This window comes from Pseudomonas sp. SWI44 (assembly GCF_002947915.1).
GTDB classification, from domain to species: Bacteria; Pseudomonadota; Gammaproteobacteria; order Pseudomonadales; family Pseudomonadaceae; genus Aquipseudomonas; species Aquipseudomonas taiwanensis.
On sequence record NZ_CP026674.1, the window covers coordinates 2,441,455 to 2,459,112 of the forward strand.

Here is a 17,658-nt window from a genome sequence, read left to right on the forward strand (position 1 = left end):
GAGAAACGGCATGCGCGAATCGCTGGAAAAAATGCTGGCCAAGGGTGTGGATAACCCGTTGCTCAGGTTTGGCCTGGGCAAGGCTTGGCTGGACGAAGGCAAGGGTGCCGAGGCGGCGGTTCATTTGGCGCGGTGCGTGGAGCAAGACCCGATGTATTCTGCAGCCTGGAAGCTGCTGGGCAAGGCGTACCAGCTGCAGGGTGACCTGGCGGCTGCGCGCAAGGCCTGGGAGGAGGGGATGGTGGCGGCGCAGGCCCATGGCGACAAGCAGGCCGAGAAAGAGATGGCGGTGTTCCTCAAGAAATTGAGCAAAACATCGGCTTCGTAACCGTGTGGGCGGGGGGTCACCCGCGAACGCGCCAGCAAATCCAAGACCGCATTCGCAGGTAACCCTATCCACAGGGGAGCGCCTTATCAATACCAGCGCGCTTCCCCGGCCGGGCGCTTCTTGAAGCGCTTCATGCTCCACATGTACTGGCTCGGGTACTCGCGCACATAACGCTCGACCACCTTGCTCATGGCCGCCGCCGATACGGCCACATCCTCGCTGTACATCTCCTCCGGCGCCGCCTCGAGGAAGACCTTGAACCCGGAACCGTCCGGTAGCCGCAGTGCATGCAGGAATACCCCGACTGCCTTGCCACCGGCCAGCATGTTCGGCACGAATTTGCTGGTCAGCGCCTGGGTACCCAGGAACGGCACGAAGACACCGGCAGACTCGGCGGGCTCCGGATCGGCCGGAATCCCCACCTGTCCACCACGGCGTACTTCCTTGATCACGCTCAGGATGCCTTCCTTGGTCGAAGGCGCCACACGGTTGCCCATCTGCACCCGCTGCTCGCGCAGCAGGTCATCCACCGCCTTGAGCTTTGGCGGGCGGTAGAAGATGATCGGTTTGCACTGGTTGCAGTAGAAGTGGTTCAGCACCTCCCAGTTGCCCAGGTGGCTGGTGATGCCCACCACGCCCTTGCCCGAGGCCAGGGCCTTCTCAAGCACTTCCAGGCCGTGGACTTCCTTGACCAGCTCCAGCGAACGCTGCGGCGGCCAGATCCACGCGCAGGCGCTTTCGACGAATGACTTGCCAATGTCTTTCAACGCTCGGCCAACCAGTTGCTCACGCTCGACCGGGTCCATCTCCGGAAAGCACTTGGCAAGGTTGATACGCACCACGTTGCGCGACCCATTGGGGATTTTCCACATCAGCCAGCCGATACCGGCGCCGACGCGTTGCACAGCTCCCCAAGGCAGCTTGGCGAACAGTCGCAGCACCCCGACCATCAGGGCGCCCTTGAACTTTTCCACAGGCAGATTCCTTATTTCAGCAAGGCGCGCATTGTAACGCTCAACGCAGCAGCGCGGCGTAGCGATCACAATCGGTGGTGTGGTCCATGACCATGCCAGTGGCTTGCATGAAGGCGTAACAAATGGTCGGGCCAACGAAGGTGAAGCCGGCTTTCTGCAGGGCCTTGCTCATGGCCTTGGCCTCGTCGGTCACAGCCGGGATTTCCTCACGGGCCTGGAAATGGTTGATCCTGGGCGCACCACCGACGAACGACCAAAGCCACTGCGCCGGGTTATCCACAGCCAGCCAGGCCTGAGCATTGCGCCGGGCCGCCTTGAGCTTGAGACGGTTGCGAATGATGCCGGTATCGAGCATCAGTTCCTCGATCCGCTCGTCGCTCATCTGCGCCAGTCGAACCGGGTCGAAACCGTACATCACCTCCCGGTAGCGCTCGCGCTTCCTCAGAACGGTGATCCACGACAGCCCAGCCTGGAACCCTTCGAGCAAAAGCATCTCGAAGAGCAACGCCGGGTCGCGCTGCGGTGTCCCCCATTCCTGGTCGTGGTAAGCCTGGTACAACGGATCGTCGGTACACCAAAAGCAGCGTGGCATAAGGCTCCAATTGAGTAGAGGGAGAGGCGAATCAGGTTATACTCCCGCTCTTTACATCCGCATCCCCAGATACAGGTGAATTTCGTGAGCCAGCCTACGCCAGCCGTGCGTACCTTCCAAGACCTGATCCTCGCCCTGCAGAACTACTGGGCCGAGCAAGGTTGTGTGGTGCTTCAGCCCTACGATATGGAAGTAGGCGCCGGCACTTTCCACACCGCTACATTCCTGCGCGCCGTCGGCCCAGAGACCTGGAACGCCGCCTATGTGCAGCCTAGCCGTCGCCCTGCCGACGGGCGGTATGGCGAAAACCCCAACCGCCTGCAGCACTATTACCAGTTCCAGGTGGTGCTCAAGCCGAACCCGGCCAACTTCCAGGAGCTGTACCTCGGCTCGCTGAAAGCGATCGGCCTGGATCCGCTGGTCCACGACATCCGCTTCGTCGAAGACAACTGGGAATCGCCAACCCTGGGCGCCTGGGGCCTGGGCTGGGAAATCTGGCTCAATGGCATGGAGGTGACCCAGTTCACCTACTTCCAGCAGGTCGGTGGCATCGAGTGCTACCCGGTCACCGGTGAAATCACCTATGGCCTGGAGCGTCTGGCCATGTACATCCAGGGCGTAGACTCGGTGTACGACCTGGTCTGGGCCGACGGCCCGTTCGGCAAGGTGACCTACGGCGACGTGTTCCACCAGAACGAAGTGGAGCAGTCGACCTACAACTTCGAACACGCCAACGTCGAGAAGCTGTTCGAGCTGTTCGATTTCTATGAAAGCGAAGCCAACCGCCTGATCAAGCTTGAGCTGCCGCTGCCGACTTATGAAATGGTCCTGAAGGCATCCCACACCTTCAACCTGCTGGACGCCCGCCGCGCCATCTCGGTGACCGAGCGCCAGCGGTACATCCTGCGCGTACGTACCCTGGCTCGGGACGTAGCGCAAAGCTATCTGCAAGCCCGTGCACGCCTGGGCTTCCCGATGGCCACCCCTGAATTGCGTGACGAAGTGTTGGCGAAGCTGGAGGCTGCACAATGAGTGCTCAAGATTTCCTGGTAGAACTGGGCACCGAAGAGCTGCCACCGAAGGCCCTGGCCTCGCTGGGCGACGCCTTCCTGGCGGGCATCGAGAAAGGCCTGCAGGCTGCGGGCCTGAACTACACCGGCAAGCAGGTATACGCCGCGCCGCGCCGCCTGGCCGTGCTGATTCGTCAACTGGACGTGCAGCAGCCGGACCGCAGCATCAACATCGACGGCCCGCCCATTCAGGCGGCGTTCAACGCTGAAGGCCAACCGACCCAGGCTGCTCTGGGCTTCGCCAAGAAGTGCGGAGTAGAGCTGTCGGAAATCGACCAGAGCGGCGCCAAGCTGCGCTTCTCCCAACACATTCCAGGCAAGGCCACTGCCAGCCTGCTGCCGACCATCGTCGAAGACTCGCTCAACGACCTGCCCATCCCCAAGCGCATGCGCTGGGCGGCCAGCCGTGAAGAGTTCGTCCGCCCGACCCAGTGGCTGGTAATGCTGCTGGGCGACCAGGTCGTCGAGTGCACCATCCTGTCGCAGAAAGCCGGCCGTGAATCCCGTGGTCACCGCTTCCATCACCCGGAAAACGTGGTCATCACTACCCCGGCCAACTATGTCGAGGACCTGCGCAAGGCCTATGTACTGGCCGACTTCGCCGAGCGTCGCGAGCTGATCAGCAAGCGCACCGCCGAGCTGGCCATGCAGCAGGAAGGCAGCGCCATCGTACCGCCAGCGCTGCTGGATGAAGTCACCGCGCTGGTGGAGTGGCCGGTGCCGCTAGTCTGCTCGTTCGAAGAGCGCTTCCTCGAAGTGCCGCAGGAAGCCCTGATCACCACCATGCAGGACAACCAGAAGTACTTCTGCCTGCTGGACAGCGAAGGCAAGCTGCTGCCGCGCTTCATCACCGTCGCCAACGTCGAGAGCCGCGATCCGAAGCAGATCGTGCAAGGCAACGAGAAGGTCGTGCGCCCGCGCCTGACCGACGCCGAGTTCTTCTTCAAGCAGGACAAGAAGCAGCCGCTGGAAACCTTCAACGAGCGCCTGAAGAACGTGGTGTTCCAGGCTCAGTTGGGCACTGTCTTCGACAAGGCCGAGCGCGTTTCCAAACTGGCCGCATTCATCGCACCCAAGATTGGCGGCGATGCCGCGCGTGCCGGTCGCGCCGGCCTGCTGTCCAAGTGCGACCTGGCCACCGAGATGGTGGGCGAGTTCCCTGAAATGCAGGGTGTCGCCGGTTACTACTACGCGCTGAACGATGGCGAGCCGGAAGACGTCGCCCTGGCCCTGAACGAGCAGTACATGCCTCGTGGCGCCGGCGCCGAACTGCCGCAGACCCTGACCGGTGCAGCCGTGGCCATCGCCGACAAGCTCGACACCCTGGTCGGCATCTTCGGCATCGGCATGCTGCCAACCGGCAGCAAGGACCCGTATGCCCTGCGCCGTGCCGCCCTGGGCGTGCTGCGCATCCTGATCGAGAAGCAGCTGGACCTGGACCTGAATGCCGCCGTCGAATTCGCGGTCAAGCAGTTCGGTGCCAAGGTGAAAGCCGCCGGCCTGGCCGAACAGGTGCTGGAGTTCGTCTTCGACCGTCTGCGTGCGCGTTACGAAGACGAAGGCATCGACGTCTCGACCTACCTGTCGGTGCGTGCCCTGAAGCCGGGTTCGGCCCTGGACTTCGACCAGCGCGTACAGGCCGTGCAGGCCTTCCGCAAGCTGCCGGAAGCCAACGCCCTGGCTGCGGCGAACAAGCGAGTATCGAACCTGCTGAGCAAGGCCGAAGGTGCTATCGCCGACCACGTCGAACCGAAGTACTTCGACAATGCCAACGAGTTCTCCCTGTACTCGGCCATCCAGCAGGCCGACCAGGCCGTGCAGCCGATGGCTGCTGCGCGTCAGTACAGCGAAGCACTGGCCCGCCTGGCTGCCCTGCGTGACCCGGTCGACGCCTTCTTCGAGGCCGTGATGGTCAACGCCGAAGACGCCAAGGTCCGTGCCAACCGTTATGCCCTGCTCAGCCGCCTGCGTGGCCTGTTCCTGGGCGTTGCCGATATTTCGCTGCTGGGGTAAGCCTTGAAACTGCTGATTCTCGATCGTGACGGGGTGATCAATTACGACTCCGACGCCTATATCAAGTCGCTGGAGGAGTGGATTCCGATTCCCGGCTCGGTCGAGGCTATCGCGCAGTTGAGCAAAGCCGGCTGGACGGTGGCCGTGGCCACCAACCAGTCCGGCATTGCCCGCGGCTACTACCCGCTGGAAACCCTTGAAGCCATGCATGCCCGCCTGCGCGCGCTGGTGGCCGAACTGGGTGGCGAAGTGGGTCATATCGTGTATTGCCCGCACGGGCCGGACGAAGGCTGCGATTGCCGCAAGCCCAAGCCTGGCATGCTGCGGGCGATCGCCGAGCACTACCAGGCCGACCTGCGCGGCGTCTGGTTCATCGGCGACAGCAAAGGTGACCTGGAGGCCGCCCTGGCCGTCGGTGCACAACCCGTGTTGGTGAAAACCGGCAAGGGCGAGCGGACCCTGGAAAAGGGTGTGCCGGAAACTACACTGATTTTCGACGATCTGGCTGCTATCGCCAGAGAACTAATTTAAACAGTGCGCCTTCGGGCGCATTTTTCTCAGGCGGGCGCGCCCCGCAACGGTACATGCCACTATGTCGATCCTGCAGGCGATCAGAATCTTTCTTTTTTACCTGCTGCTGGGCACCAGTTCGCTGTTGTGGTGCTCCCTGAGCTTTTTCATCGCGCCATTTTTGTCGTTCCCCAAGCGCTATCGCTTCATCAACGTCTACTGGTGCCGTTTCGCCGTGCTGCTGGCGCAAGTGATCCTGGGCATTCGCTACAAGGTCACCGGTGCCGAGAACGTGCCGAATGAGCCCTGCGTGATCCTGTCGAACCACCAGAGCACATGGGAAACGTTCTTCTTGTCCGCCTATTTCTCGCCACTGAGCCAGGTGCTCAAGCGTGAGCTGCTGTACGTCCCGTTCTTTGGCTGGGCCATGGCCATGCTGCGGCCGATCGCCATCGACCGCGACAACCCCAAGGAAGCCTTGCGCCAGGTTGCAAGCAAAGGTGATGAGCTGCTCAAGCAGAAGGTATGGGTGCTGATCTTCCCGGAAGGGACCCGCGTGCCCTTCGGTACGGTCGGCAAGTTCTCCCGTGGCGGCACCGCACTGGCGGTCAACGCAGGCCTGCCGGTGCTGCCGATCGCACATAACGCCGGCAAGTTCTGGCCGAAGGAAGGCTGGGGTAAACGCTCGGGCACCATCGAGGTGGTGATTGGCGAGCCAATGTATGCCAATGGCACCGGCCCGCGTGCCATCGCCGAGCTCAATGACCGCGCAGCCGCGTGGAATGAAGCGACCCAACGTGCCATGGGTTCACTGCCGCCAGCAGATGAAAAAGCCCAAGAGCAGATCGCCTGACGATCTGTGGATAACTTGTGTGCAATTTTTGGATGGAATGCTTCAAATAGATGCTAAGTGATTGAATTGGCTATTTATTTCTGTGTATGACATTTTTCTGAAAATCGTGCATAAGTTTTTTCGAGGTATAAGAAAACCGGCTTTTACAGCCGGTTTTTTTATGAGCCTTGCAGGCCAGCCGTCTTGTCAGCGGCAGGGCCCGTGAAACACCTCAGACCTTGTCGATATCCACATCCTTAGTCTCTTTGAGGCAGAAAATCCCCACGACCAGGCTGATCCCTGTCACCAGTACCGGGTACCAAAGGCCGTAGAAGATATCCCCGGTGTATACCACCAACGCGAACGACACCGTGGGCAGGAAGCCGCCAAACCAGCCGTTGCCGATGTGGTAGGGCAGGGACATCGAGGTGTAGCGGATGCGGGTCGGGAACAGCTCGACCATCACGGCTGCCAGTGGGCCGTAGGTCATGGTCGCGATCAGGATCATCGCCACGATCAGCACCACGACCATCACCTGGTTAACATTGGCTGGATCAGCCTTGGCCGGGTAGCCCGCCTGTTCGACCGCAGCACGCATGGCCGCTTCGTCGAAGCCGCTGATGGTCTTGTCACCAATGCTCACCACCACCTCGGTACCCTGCGCATTCACCGAACTGTAGGGCAGGCCTTGCTTGACCAGGAAGGTCTTGACCTTGTCGCATGGGCTGTCGAAACGCGCCTTGCCGACCGGGTCGAACTGGAAGGTGCAACCTTTCGGGTCCGCTGTGACCACAATCGGCGCCTGGCGGCTGGCCGCGTCGATTTGCGGGTTGGCGTAGTGGCTTAGCGCTTTGAACATCGGGAAGTACAGCACCGTGGCCAGCAGCAGGCCCAGCATCAGGATCGGCTTGCGCCCAACCCTGTCCGACAACCAGCCGAAGAACACGAAGAATGGCGCACCGATCACCACGCTGATGATCAGCAGGGTATTGGCCTGAGCAGGGTCCATCTTGAGCATCTGCGTCATGAAGAACAGCACGTAGAACTGCGCGGTGTAGAAGGTCACCGCCTGGCCCGCGTTGATGCTGAACAAGGCTGTGAGCACCACCTTGAGGTTTGGCCAAGAGGTGAACGACTCACGAATCGGCGACTTGCTGACCTTGCCCTGGGCCTTCATTTTCACGAAAGCAGGCGACTCGTGCATGCTCATGCGAATCCACGTGGAAATGGCCAGGAGGAAGATCGACAGCAGGAAGGGCAGGCGCCAGCCCCAGGTCTCGAACTGATCCCCACTGATGTAACGGCTAGCCAGCACCACCAGCAACGACAGCAGCAGTCCAAGGGTGGCGGTGGACTGAATGAAACCGGTGTGGAAACCGCGCTTGCCAGGTGGCGCGTGCTCGGCCACGTAGGTGGCTGCACCACCGTACTCGCCGCCCAGGGCCAGGCCCTGGAGCATGCGCAATACCACCAGAATGATCGGGGCAGCGATACCGATGCTGGCGTAGGTGGGTAGCAGGCCGACAGCGAATGTCGACAAGCCCATTAGCACGATGGTGACCAGGAAGGTGTACTTGCGACCGATCATGTCACCCAGACGGCCAAACACCAGCGCACCGAAAGGCCGAACGAGGAAGCCGGCGGCAAAGGCCATCAAAGCGAAGATAAAGGCGGTAGTGTCGTTCACCCCAGCGAAGAACTGCTTGCTGATGACCGCTGCCAGTGCACCATAGAGAAAAAAGTCATACCACTCGAACACCGTCCCGAGGGATGACGCGAAAATGATCTTGCGTTCCTCACGGCCACTGGAGCTGCTGGCCGCCGCACCCTGCTCTTGAATGTAATCCGACATCGTTGCTGTCCTCGGCCCGAAGGCCACAGTGATTATTCTTGTTGTTCCACTGTCGGCAGCCTCTGACCGCAAGCTGCCGGTACTGCACGCACCCGGGTCAGGGCGTCGGTATTGCGTCTTCGTTGAAGCTGGTCTGGGTGGTAGCCCCCTTGAGAATGAGTTGGGCCGCCTTCTCGGCGATCATGAGAGTGGGTGAACAGGTATTGCCGGAGGTGATCTGCGGCATGATCGACGCATCCGCCACGCGCAGCCCGGGGATGCCATGAACGCGCAACTGGTTATCCACAACGTCCAACGGGCCATTGCCCATGCGGCAGGTACCGACCGGGTGGAAGATGGTGGTGCCAATCTTGCCAGCGGCTTCGAACAGTTCTTCTTCGGTTTGCAAGGCCGGACCGGGCAGATACTCGCGGGGTTCGAATGCGGCCAGGGCAGGGGCCTGGACGATGCGCCGGGTGAGGCGAATGGCATCGGCGGCGACGCGCAGGTCTTCGGGGTCGCTGAGGTAGTTGGGGTCGATCAGCGGCGTCGTGTTCATGTCGGCAGAGCGGATGTCGATGCGTCCACGGCTTGCTGGGCGCAGGTTGCACACCGACGCGGTGAAAGCCGGGAAACGGTGCAGCGGCTCGCCGAAGCGCTCCAGCGAAAGGGGTTGCACGTGATACTGCAAGTTGGCGGTGGCCTGCTCAGGACTCGAGCGTACGAAGGCCCCCAGTTGGCTCGGTGCCATGGCCAACGGGCCACTGCGGTCGTAGAGATAGCGCAAGCCCATACCCAGCTTGCCCCAAAGGCTGTTGGCCATCTGGTTGAGGGTACGGGTATTGCGGATCTCGTAGATCAGGCGCAGCTGCAGGTGGTCCTGCAGGTTGCCGCCGATGCCAGGCATATCGTGGCGAACTCCGATACCGAGGCTTTCCAGCAGCTTGCGCGGGCCAATTCCTGAGCGCTGCAGGATGCCAGGAGAGCCTACGGCACCGGCACAAAGAATGATCTCGCGGCGTGCGGAGAACTCGTGCCAGGCACCCTGCCATTGCGCTTTCACCGCCCGAGCACGGGTATTGTTCAATAACACCTGGTCGACCTGCACATCGGTCAGCACGGTCAGGTTGGGGCGATCCTTGATTGGCCGCAGAAAGGCCTTGGATGCATTCCAGCGCACACCACTGCGCTGGTTGACTTGAAAGTATCCACAGCCTTGGTTGTCGCCGGTATTGAAGTCATCGACCTTGCCGATGCCGCTCTGCTCAGCCGCATCGCGGAAGGCATCGAGGATAGGCCAGCTATAGCGCTGGCGCTCGACGCGCCACTCACCGTCGGCACCATGGTGATCAGTGCTGCCGGCAAAATGGTTTTCACTGGCCTTGAACAGTGGCAGCACATCCTTCCATGCCCAGCCTTCGTTGCCTTGATCGGCCCAGTGGTCGTAGTCGGCGGCTTGGCCACGCATGTAGATCATGCCGTTGATCGAGGAACAACCACCCAGCACCTTGCCGCGAGGGTAACCCAGGCTGCGCCCCCCCAGGCCGGACTGCGCCTCGGTCTTGAAGCACCAGTCGGTGCGCGGGTTGCCGATGCAGTAGAGATAACCGACAGGGACGTGGATCCAGGGGTAGTTGTCGCGCCCACCGGCTTCAAGCAACAGCACTCGGCAGGAGGGGTTGGCCGACAAACGATTGGCCAGCAGGCAACCGGCAGGACCGGCCCCAACGACCACGTAGTCGAAGACAGAATCGGCTGATGGCATGTGAAACCTCGCCTGATTATTGTTCTTGTCGTCCTACATCTTATTGATTAATTTCGACGAGGAAACACGAGATTTCACGCAGCGGTTGTGCGTTTTCGTTCAGCGCAATGCCTGTGCGGGTCGCTTGCATTGCCCCGACAAGCACCGCTGTATCCGTGGGAGCGGGTTCACCCGCAAATAGGCCACAACGGACGGCCTGAAAGGACAAGCATGTTCGACTGGAATGATCTGCGGTTTTTCCTCGAGTTGCAGCGCAGCGGCCGGCTGCTCACCGCCGCCAAGCGTCTGAACACTACCCACAGCACCGTGGCCCGGCATATCGAAAGCATCGAGAAAAGCCTTGGCACGCCGCTGTTCGTGCAGCACGCCCAGGGCTATGAACTGACCAGTTCCGGCCAGGCCCTGCTCAAGCACGCCGAAGCCATGGAGAATGTCGCCTTGCTGGCGCAGGAAGAAATCACCCAGGCCATTACACCGTTGGGCAAGATCCGCCTTGGGGTGACTGAGGGCATCGGCATCATGTTCTTCACCCCACGCATGAACGCGTTGTTCGAACGATACCCAGGCCTGGAAGTTGAACTGGTGGCAGTACCGCGCTTTGTCAGCATCCTCAACCGCGAAGCTGAAATCAGCATCCACCTGGAGCGGCCCAATGCCGACCTTCTGATTACCCGCAAGCTCACCGACTACCGCTTGGCCCTTTACGCCAGCCAAAACTATCTCGACCGGGCGCCACCGCTGCGAAACCGCGATGACCTGGCTCGTCACAGTTGGATTGGCTATGTCGATGACTTGCTGTTCAGTCAGGAACTGCTGTTCCTCAACAGCTTCTGCCGGGCGCCCAACGTGGTCTTTCGCAGCACCAGCGTGATCGCCCAGCAGCATGCCGCCCGCGCAGGCTTGGGCATCGCCGTGCTGCCCAATTACATGGCCCGCCACGACCCGACGCTGGTCCGCCTATTACCCACCGAGACCATCCAGCGCAGCTACTGGATCTGCACGCGCAGGGAGCTGCACAAGTCGGTGCGCCTGCGGGTGGTCTGGGACTACCTGCTGGCGCTGTGCGCTGCGGAACAAGCCGAGCTGTTAGCCGAGTAGCGCCTTACCGGCCAACAGCAGGGCCGCGAACCAGCCGGCCACGGCAAACATCTGCTGCAGGCGCGGCCCGGCAAGCCTGGCCGCCAGTGGCCGCGCCAGCAACAAGCCAAGTACCGCACCGATGGCGAACGGAGCACCGATCCGCCACTGCATCACCCCTGCCAGGCTGGCGCTGACAACGCTTGCCGCGGACACCAGGGCGATTACCGCCAGCGATGTCGAGACAATGCTCTTCATGCGCAGATTGGTGTAACGGTTCAAGGCGGGAATGATCACGAAGCCCCCGCCCACACCAAGCAGGCCCGACAGCAGCCCGGACAATGCCCCCGTCATGGCCAAGGCACGGGCGCACGGCAGCGTCCAGCGCAAGCGGCCCTGCAATGGGTTGAGCACGCACGGTTCGATGTATCGATGAGCATCATTGTGCTCGCCACGCAGTTCGTTGCTGGCCTTGCGCCAGATGCGCAGGCAGGCGTACACCAGTACCCCGGCGAAGGTCAGTGCCAACGGCGTGTTGGGCAAGCGATGCGCGAGCATCAGCCCAAGGGGTGCAGCAGCGATGCCGATCAGGGCAATGAACAGTGCGGCGCGATAACGCACCAGCCCCTCACGCAGGCCGAGCACGGCCCCCACGGATGCGGCGAGCCCTACGGCAAGCAAGCCGATAGGCGCGGCCTCGACCATCGACAGGCCAAGGCCGAACACCAGCAGCGGCACCGCGAGGATACCGCCGCCCGCGCCGGTCAGTGCCAACACTCCACCGATGATTGCGCCCAACCCAGCGCCCAACAGTTGATGCTCGATCACCGCGTACCCTCGACCACCAGCGGCTGAGGCCGTGCCAGCCATTCACGCCCCTTGAGCATGCCTTGCCAGTAAAGAGGCGGCAGTACCCTTGCCTTGAGCAGCCAGGCCAGACGGGTTGCCTGACGACCATCGAGCAGCCAACGGGGGAAGCTTGGAGCAACCTTGCCCCCGTAGGTGAATTCGGCAAGCACGATCTTGCCGCGTTCGACGGTCAATGGACAGGAGCCGTAGCCGTCGTATTGGGCAAGGGTGCCGAGCCTGCCCAACGCTACCAGAACATTGTTGGCCACGACCGGCGCCTGCTTGCGGGCGGCGGCGGCAGTCTTGGCGTTGGTGGTGTTGGCGACATCGCCAAGGGCGTGGATATTGCCAAACGAGCGGTGACGAAGGGTATGGGGATCGACATCGACCCAACCCGCCGCATCCACCAACGGACTGTTGCGAATGAAGTCCGGAGCGACCTGTGGGGGCACCACGTGCAGCATGTCAAAGGCTTCGGTGCGCCTTTCGCTGCTACCGTCAGGCAATGTGCGAATGAAAGTGGCGCGCTTGTTCGGCCCGTCCACCGCCACCAGTCGATGCGAGTAATTGAGATCAACGCCGTACTTGTCGATGTAGGCCATCAGCGCAGGGACATAGTCGGCGACCCCGAACAGCACCGCGCCAGCGTTGAAGAAGCTGGCTTTCACATCACCCAGCTGCCCATTGCGAAGCCAATGGTCACAGGACAGGTACAACGCTTTCTGCGGCGCGCCGGCACATTTGATCGGCATCGGTGGCTGGGTGAACAAGGCACGACCTTGCTTGAGGTTCTGCACCAGCGACCAGGTGTAGGGAGCCAGATCGTATCGGTAGTTGGAGGTCACCCCGTTTCGACCCAAGGTTTCGCTCAGCCCTTCGATGGCACTCCAATCGAGTTTCAGGCCTGGGCAGACAACGAGTTGTTCGTAGCTGACGGCACGGCCGTCTTCGAGAATGACCAGCTGCGCCTGAGGGTCGAAGCCTTCGACTCGCGCCTTGATCCACCGCACACCTCGGGGGATGGTCGAAGCCATGGTGCGCGCGGTACTGGTCGACTTGAATACACCAGCGCCCACCATCGTCCAACCAGGCTGGTAGTAGTGAACATCGGCGGGGTCGATCAGGGCGATATCCAGCGATGGGTCGCGGCTGATGAGACTGGAGGCAGTGGCGATACCGGCAGCTCCGGCACCGACGATCACCACTTTGTGGTGATCCGCATTGGATGTTTTGGCGGGGGACAGCAAGGCAGGCATGGCGGTACGTCCTGGAAATCTGGTTATGGGCAAAGACGATCAGAGCTTGTTCAGCGGAATCTTCAGGTAGCTCACCCCGTTGTCTTCGGGCTTGGGAAAATGGCCGCTGCGCATGTTCACCTGCACCGAAGGCAGGATCAGCACAGGCATTTCCAGGGTTTTGTCGCGGGCTTCGCGCATGGCGACGAAGTGGTCCTCATCGACCCCCTGGTGAATGTGGATGTTGTGGGCGCGCTGTTCAGCCACGGTAGTGACGTAGCGCATTTCCCGCCCCCCCGGCAGGTAGTCATGGCACATGAACAGGCGGGTCTCATCTGGGAAGGCAAGCAGGCGGCGAATGGAGCGGTACAATGTACGTGCGTTGGCACCTGGAAAATCGCAACGCGCTGTCCCGTAGTCCGGCATGAACAATGTGTCGCCGACGAACAATGCTTTCTCACCCGCGTCCTCGACCAAGTAGCTCATGCAGGCCGGGGTATGCCCAGGGGTGTGCAGAGCGTGCGCTTGCAAGTTGCCGATGCGAAAACCTTGTTCGTCCTTGAACAGCACATCGAACTGGCTACCGTCCCGGGCGAAATCCGATTCGGCATTGAACAGCGCACCGAAGACTTTCTGCACCTGGGTAATGTGCGCACCAATGGCGGTATGGCCACCGAGTTTCTCTTTGAGGTAAGCCGCCGCGGAAAGATGATCGGCGTGCACATGGGTTTCCAGAATCCACTGCACCTTGGCATTCAGTGCTTTTACCCGGTCGATCAAACGGTCGGCCGACGCCGTGCAGGTACGTCCAGACTTCGGGTCGTAGTCCAGAACGCTGTCGATCAACGCGCACTGAAGCGTCTCGTTGTCCAGGACCAGATAGCTGATGGTCGAGGTCGCCTCATCGAAGAAGGCTTCCACGTGAAGGTTGTTGCCGATGATCATCACGTTCTCCAAATAATCCACCGCGCCTTATATGAGGCGTAGGCAGTGATTGGAGGTTTATCAAGATGCATGCCAGAAGATTTGGCCCTGGTTTTGTGGTCGATCCCGCGTATTCATTGGGTTTGCGGGACTGGCAGACGAACGGGTGACAGTGGTTGTGGCAGTCGACTGTCAGCTAATGGCAGTATTTGGCAGACCTCGCTACTCTGCGGCAGGTCAATCCATCGGTGCCCCCATGTCTGAGCTTCACGCCACAGCCTCCCATCCGGCTATTCTCGCGCTGGTGTCCTACCTCGAACACGATGTACTGCCAACCATCGTGCTGGGCACCGACTACAACATTCTCGCCGCCAACGCAGCCTATCGCCGTCAGTTCGGCGGTGACGGGCAGGCGCCGGTCGGCCAGAAGTGCCACCGCGTCTCGCATCACTATGCCGTGCCCTGTGACCAAGCCGGTGAACACTGTCCGATGCGCAAGGCATTGGACAGCAAAGTGCCAGAGCGTGTGCTGCACATCCATCACACGCCGCGTGGCCCTGAACACGTGGATGTGGAGCTGCGCCCGATCCTCGACGAACAGGGCAATGTCGTGGCCTTCGTCGAACGGCTCACCACCATCACGCTGGCATCTGCACAACCTCAACAACAGGGGTTGGTCGGCCGAGCGCCAGCCTTCAAGGCCGCCTTGGCCAGCCTGCAGCGTGCGGCTCCTGCGCAAATTCCGGTACTGCTGCAGGGCGAGTCGGGTACTGGCAAGGAATTGTTCGCACGGGCCATACACATGGGAAGCCCGCGCGCCAATGGCCCGCTGGTCGTCGTTGACTGCACCGGTCTGACCGAATCACTGTTCGAAAGTGAGCTGTTCGGTTACGAGAAGGGCGCCTTCACGGGTGCCAATCAACGCAAGATCGGCTTGGCCGAGGCGGCCCACGGTGGCACGCTGTTCCTCGATGAAATCGGCGAGGTGCCGTTGGCGATGCAGGTCAAACTGCTGCGCTTGATCGAGTCGGGGAGCTTTCGACCGGTCGGCAGCCTGCGCACCGTGCATTCAGATTTCCGCCTCGTGTCGGCGACCCATAAACCGCTGAAGAAGATGGTGGCGGAGGGTACGTTCAGGGAAGATCTTTATTACCGCATCAGTGGTTTCCCGATCCGGCTGCCGGCGTTGCGCGAACGTGTGGAGGATTTGCCTCTGCTGGCTGAGAGCCTGCTGCAGCGCATGAGTGGCAAGCCGACAAGTTTGACCGAGCAGGCGCTCAAGCAGCTTGGCCTGCATGCGTTCCCGGGCAACATCCGCGAACTGCGCAACATTCTGGAGAGGGCCCGGTTATTTGCCGATGATGGTCTGATCCGACCTGAGCACCTGCCAGAGGATGTGGTGCAGCAGGTCAATGTCAACAGTGGGCGAGGGCGCAACGACCTGAGTGAAGTGGCCCAAGCGCTGGAACAATTCAAAGGGCCACGTAGCGAACTGGCCCGTCATCTTGGCCTGAGTGAGCGAACCTTGTATCGACGGTTGAAAGCGCTCGGCCTTAGTTAGGGCGAGGCGAACTTTACCGGATCTTTACCACTGTCCTGACATTAATTGGAACAAACCATGGTCTGATCAGTTAACCGCACCAGGCGCACAGCAGGACATCGCCGGGCGTTAAACAGCAGAGAATCCGCACATGAAGAAAACCCTGACCGCAGTCTGCGCCGCGCTTGCGTTCAGCGCATCCTTGGCCAGTTTCGCTCAGCCGGGCCCACCTGGCCCTGACCGTCACGACGGTGGCCCTGGCCCATCCCATCAGTTCGATCCGCACCACGGCCAACCCGAACGACATGACCAACATGACAATGGTCGATACCCGGCCTACCACAACCCGAACTTCCGACCCGATGCAGGCATGCCGATGCCGCATCGCCAATGGCATCGTGGCTATGTCGTAGAGCCACGCTACCGCGACGACCGCTATTGGGTAACCGACTGGCGTGCACGTCACCTGTACGCGCCTCCCCGCGATCACCGCTGGTTGTATGTGAACGGTGACTACGTTCTGGTAGCGATCGCCACGGGCGTGGTCGTCAGCGTTCTTTCAGGCTACTGATTTTGCGGGCATACAAAAGCCCGCATCAGCGGGCTTTTGTAGTTGGCAATGTCATAAGTTCCACGTGGAACATCGCGTGCTCAAAGCACGACCTGCGCCGTGTCGCCGCTCACCTCGAGACGCGTATCGAAGCCTGCGCACAAGGCAGCAAAGCGCTGCAAAATGGTCCTGGCCTGCTGTCCTGAGGCCAATCGCGGCCGCCCCCGACGGTGGATGGCTTCGCCAAACCCCAACTGCACTGGATGCAACTCGATGCGTGTAAGGGTGCGGCCATCGAAGGTGCAGATCGGCACAATGCTCTCCCAGAATCGCGCATCGGACGGGAAACTGCGCGTGCCATTATGGGTACGCTGCAAGAACACCTTGGACGGGGTCTGCTGGCGGTCTACGCGGAACTGCTCATAGCTGTCCACCGGCAGACGTTCGACCAGTTCGTTCTGGCCGATGAAGTTACCCAGGCTGTAGAAGATAGGTTTGCCTTGGTAAATCTCCATGCCTCGCAACAGGTGCGGACCATGGCCTACGACGATATCGACGCCAGCGTCGATCAGCTTGCGTGCCACCGGCTGGATGAATTCGGCAGGTACTTCCAGGTCCCATTCCCCCGCTGGGTTGTAGCCCAATTCATGAGCATGAAGGCTGACCAGCACAATGTCCGAGGTCAACCGTGCTTCTTCGACCCAACGCAAAATGCCATCCAGGTCTCTTTTTCGGGCGAGCGTACGCAGCCGGGTATTGGCACCTTCACGGAACAACAGTGGGGTGAATGGCCCGAATATCGCGAGCGACGGGTCAGGCAGGGGATGGGCGAAACCGAGGTCCACCGCCCCCTGGTAAAGACGATCCAGTCCCAGGTCGGCAATCAGCTGGCGTACCTGTGCCATCTGCTCGGTACTGACCTCATGCAGAGTGTCGTAACCCAATGGGTTGAGGCCCGGACGGCCAGGCATGTCTCGACTCTGGTCGCTGGCCTCCTGACCCTTGCCGTAGGTCGAACTGCACGCCAGCAACGCGACAGTACCCGCCGGTTTGCTGCAGTACACCGGTCGGCGGGCCTCTTCCAGGTTGCGCCCGGTGCCAGCGAACAGCAGCTCACGTTTGCGTAGTTGCTCATGGGCCGCATGAAGCCCGCTGATGCCGTAGTCCAGGCTGTGATTGTTGGCCGTGGAGAACAGATCGAAGCCACCTTCGACCAGTTCATCGAGCACCCAGGACGGGGCACCGAAATGCGAGCCACCGCTTTCTAGCGCGGGATCACCGGCGAAGTCGTTGGGCAATACCTCAAGGTTGGTGAAGCTCACGTCTGCTGCGCGGATCAGGTCGAACAAAGGGCTCAGCGCCTGGTCATCCCGGCTGTGCAGACGGCGCTGCAGGATACTGTCGCCAGTCAGGGCAATCTTCATGGTCTGCCTCGGAAGGTTGAATTCCGTCCGGACTATAGGCCAAGACCGCGTGGCATCAGACTGAATATGGTTCATCCCGATAGCTGCCGGTTATCGACAGTCGCCACCCTCTCATTTGGCTATGGGCATCACTTTTTTTCAGAA

Annotated in this window: 16 protein-coding genes; 8 read left to right on the top strand and 8 right to left on the bottom strand. The window is 61.0% G+C overall.

The features are described from left to right. The first annotated feature begins 10 nt into the window (after positions 1-10). A complete protein-coding gene (locus tag C4Q26_RS11455) occupies positions 11-328 on the top strand; it encodes a tetratricopeptide repeat protein (protein WP_104883098.1) in 318 nt (105 codons plus the stop codon). Positions 329-414: 86 nt separating this feature from the next. Here the strand turns inward: C4Q26_RS11455 and C4Q26_RS11460 are convergent, their stop codons facing one another. Together C4Q26_RS11460 and C4Q26_RS11465 are read right to left on the bottom strand one after the other, a co-directional pair. Further along, the gene (locus tag C4Q26_RS11460; protein WP_023377957.1) at positions 415-1,302 is read right to left on the bottom strand and encodes a lysophospholipid acyltransferase; all 888 of its coding nucleotides are present in this window, start codon (positions 1,300-1,302) and stop codon (positions 415-417) included. Between the two features lie 40 nt (positions 1,303-1,342). Beyond that, entirely contained in the window at positions 1,343-1,894 is a 552-nt protein-coding gene (locus tag C4Q26_RS11465; protein WP_023377956.1) for a DNA-3-methyladenine glycosylase I, read from the bottom strand. Positions 1,895-1,978: 84 nt separating this feature from the next. Between C4Q26_RS11465 and glyQ the strand changes: the two genes are divergently transcribed. From glyQ to C4Q26_RS11485, 4 genes are all read left to right on the top strand, one after another. Further along, positions 1,979-2,926, top strand: coding sequence for a glycine--tRNA ligase subunit alpha (gene glyQ / locus C4Q26_RS11470; RefSeq protein ID WP_023377955.1), 948 nt, complete (start codon positions 1,979-1,981; stop codon positions 2,924-2,926). Then, positions 2,923-4,977, top strand: coding sequence for a glycine--tRNA ligase subunit beta (gene glyS, locus C4Q26_RS11475; protein WP_023377954.1), 2,055 nt, complete (start codon positions 2,923-2,925; stop codon positions 4,975-4,977). Before glyQ ends, glyS begins: the two co-directional genes overlap by 4 nt. Positions 4,978-4,980: 3 nt before the next feature. Further along, positions 4,981-5,508, top strand: a complete 528-nt coding sequence (gene gmhB / locus C4Q26_RS11480) for a D-glycero-beta-D-manno-heptose 1,7-bisphosphate 7-phosphatase (RefSeq protein ID WP_104881039.1) — start codon at positions 4,981-4,983, stop codon at positions 5,506-5,508. 61 nt (positions 5,509-5,569) lie between these two features. Beyond that, complete coding sequence (locus C4Q26_RS11485) at positions 5,570-6,340, top strand: 1-acyl-sn-glycerol-3-phosphate acyltransferase (protein WP_023377952.1); 771 nt, start codon at positions 5,570-5,572, stop codon at positions 6,338-6,340. A gap of 211 nt (positions 6,341-6,551) precedes the next feature. On the opposite strand, the gene C4Q26_RS11490 is transcribed toward C4Q26_RS11485, so the two are convergent. After that, the gene (locus tag C4Q26_RS11490; protein ID WP_023377951.1) at positions 6,552-8,171 is read right to left on the bottom strand and encodes an MFS transporter; all 1,620 of its coding nucleotides are present in this window, start codon (positions 8,169-8,171) and stop codon (positions 6,552-6,554) included. Positions 8,172-8,268: 97 nt separating this feature from the next. Then, positions 8,269-9,915: a GMC family oxidoreductase gene (locus C4Q26_RS11495; protein ID WP_104881041.1), complete on the bottom strand. Its 1,647-nt coding sequence runs from the start codon at positions 9,913-9,915 to the stop codon at positions 8,269-8,271. A gap of 210 nt (positions 9,916-10,125) precedes the next feature. Between C4Q26_RS11495 and C4Q26_RS11500 the strand changes: the two genes are divergently transcribed. After that, positions 10,126-11,013 (top strand): LysR family transcriptional regulator, encoded by an 888-nt coding sequence (locus C4Q26_RS11500; protein ID WP_023377949.1) that lies wholly within the window; start codon positions 10,126-10,128, stop codon positions 11,011-11,013. On the opposite strand, the gene C4Q26_RS11505 is transcribed toward C4Q26_RS11500, so the two are convergent. Genes C4Q26_RS11505 through C4Q26_RS11515 form a run of 3 tightly spaced genes read right to left on the bottom strand, consistent with a single transcriptional unit; the run spans position 11,002 to position 14,021 of the window. Beyond that, positions 11,002-11,820: a sulfite exporter TauE/SafE family protein gene (locus C4Q26_RS11505; RefSeq protein ID WP_027906647.1), complete on the bottom strand. Its 819-nt coding sequence runs from the start codon at positions 11,818-11,820 to the stop codon at positions 11,002-11,004. The genes C4Q26_RS11500 and C4Q26_RS11505 overlap by 12 nt on opposite strands. Beyond that, complete coding sequence (locus C4Q26_RS11510; protein ID WP_023377947.1) at positions 11,817-13,097, bottom strand: FAD/NAD(P)-binding oxidoreductase; 1,281 nt, start codon at positions 13,095-13,097, stop codon at positions 11,817-11,819. The genes C4Q26_RS11505 and C4Q26_RS11510 overlap by 4 nt, the downstream gene beginning before the upstream one ends. Before the next feature lie 39 nt (positions 13,098-13,136). After that, positions 13,137-14,021: an MBL fold metallo-hydrolase gene (locus tag C4Q26_RS11515; protein ID WP_027906648.1), complete on the bottom strand. Its 885-nt coding sequence runs from the start codon at positions 14,019-14,021 to the stop codon at positions 13,137-13,139. A 235-nt stretch (positions 14,022-14,256) separates the two neighbouring features. On the opposite strand from C4Q26_RS11515, the gene C4Q26_RS11520 reads away from it, so the two are divergent. Both C4Q26_RS11520 and C4Q26_RS11525 read left to right on the top strand, forming a co-directional pair. Then, positions 14,257-15,561, top strand: coding sequence for a sigma-54-dependent Fis family transcriptional regulator (locus tag C4Q26_RS11520; protein WP_104883099.1), 1,305 nt, complete (start codon positions 14,257-14,259; stop codon positions 15,559-15,561). A 130-nt stretch (positions 15,562-15,691) separates the two neighbouring features. Next, a complete protein-coding gene (locus tag C4Q26_RS11525; protein ID WP_023377944.1) occupies positions 15,692-16,111 on the top strand; it encodes an RcnB family protein in 420 nt (139 codons plus the stop codon). Positions 16,112-16,191: 80 nt separating this feature from the next. Here C4Q26_RS11525 and C4Q26_RS11530 read toward each other — a convergent pair whose 3' ends face one another. Next, entirely contained in the window at positions 16,192-17,514 is a 1,323-nt protein-coding gene (locus C4Q26_RS11530) for a CapA family protein (RefSeq protein WP_104883100.1), read from the bottom strand. Positions 17,515-17,658 lie beyond the last annotated feature (144 nt).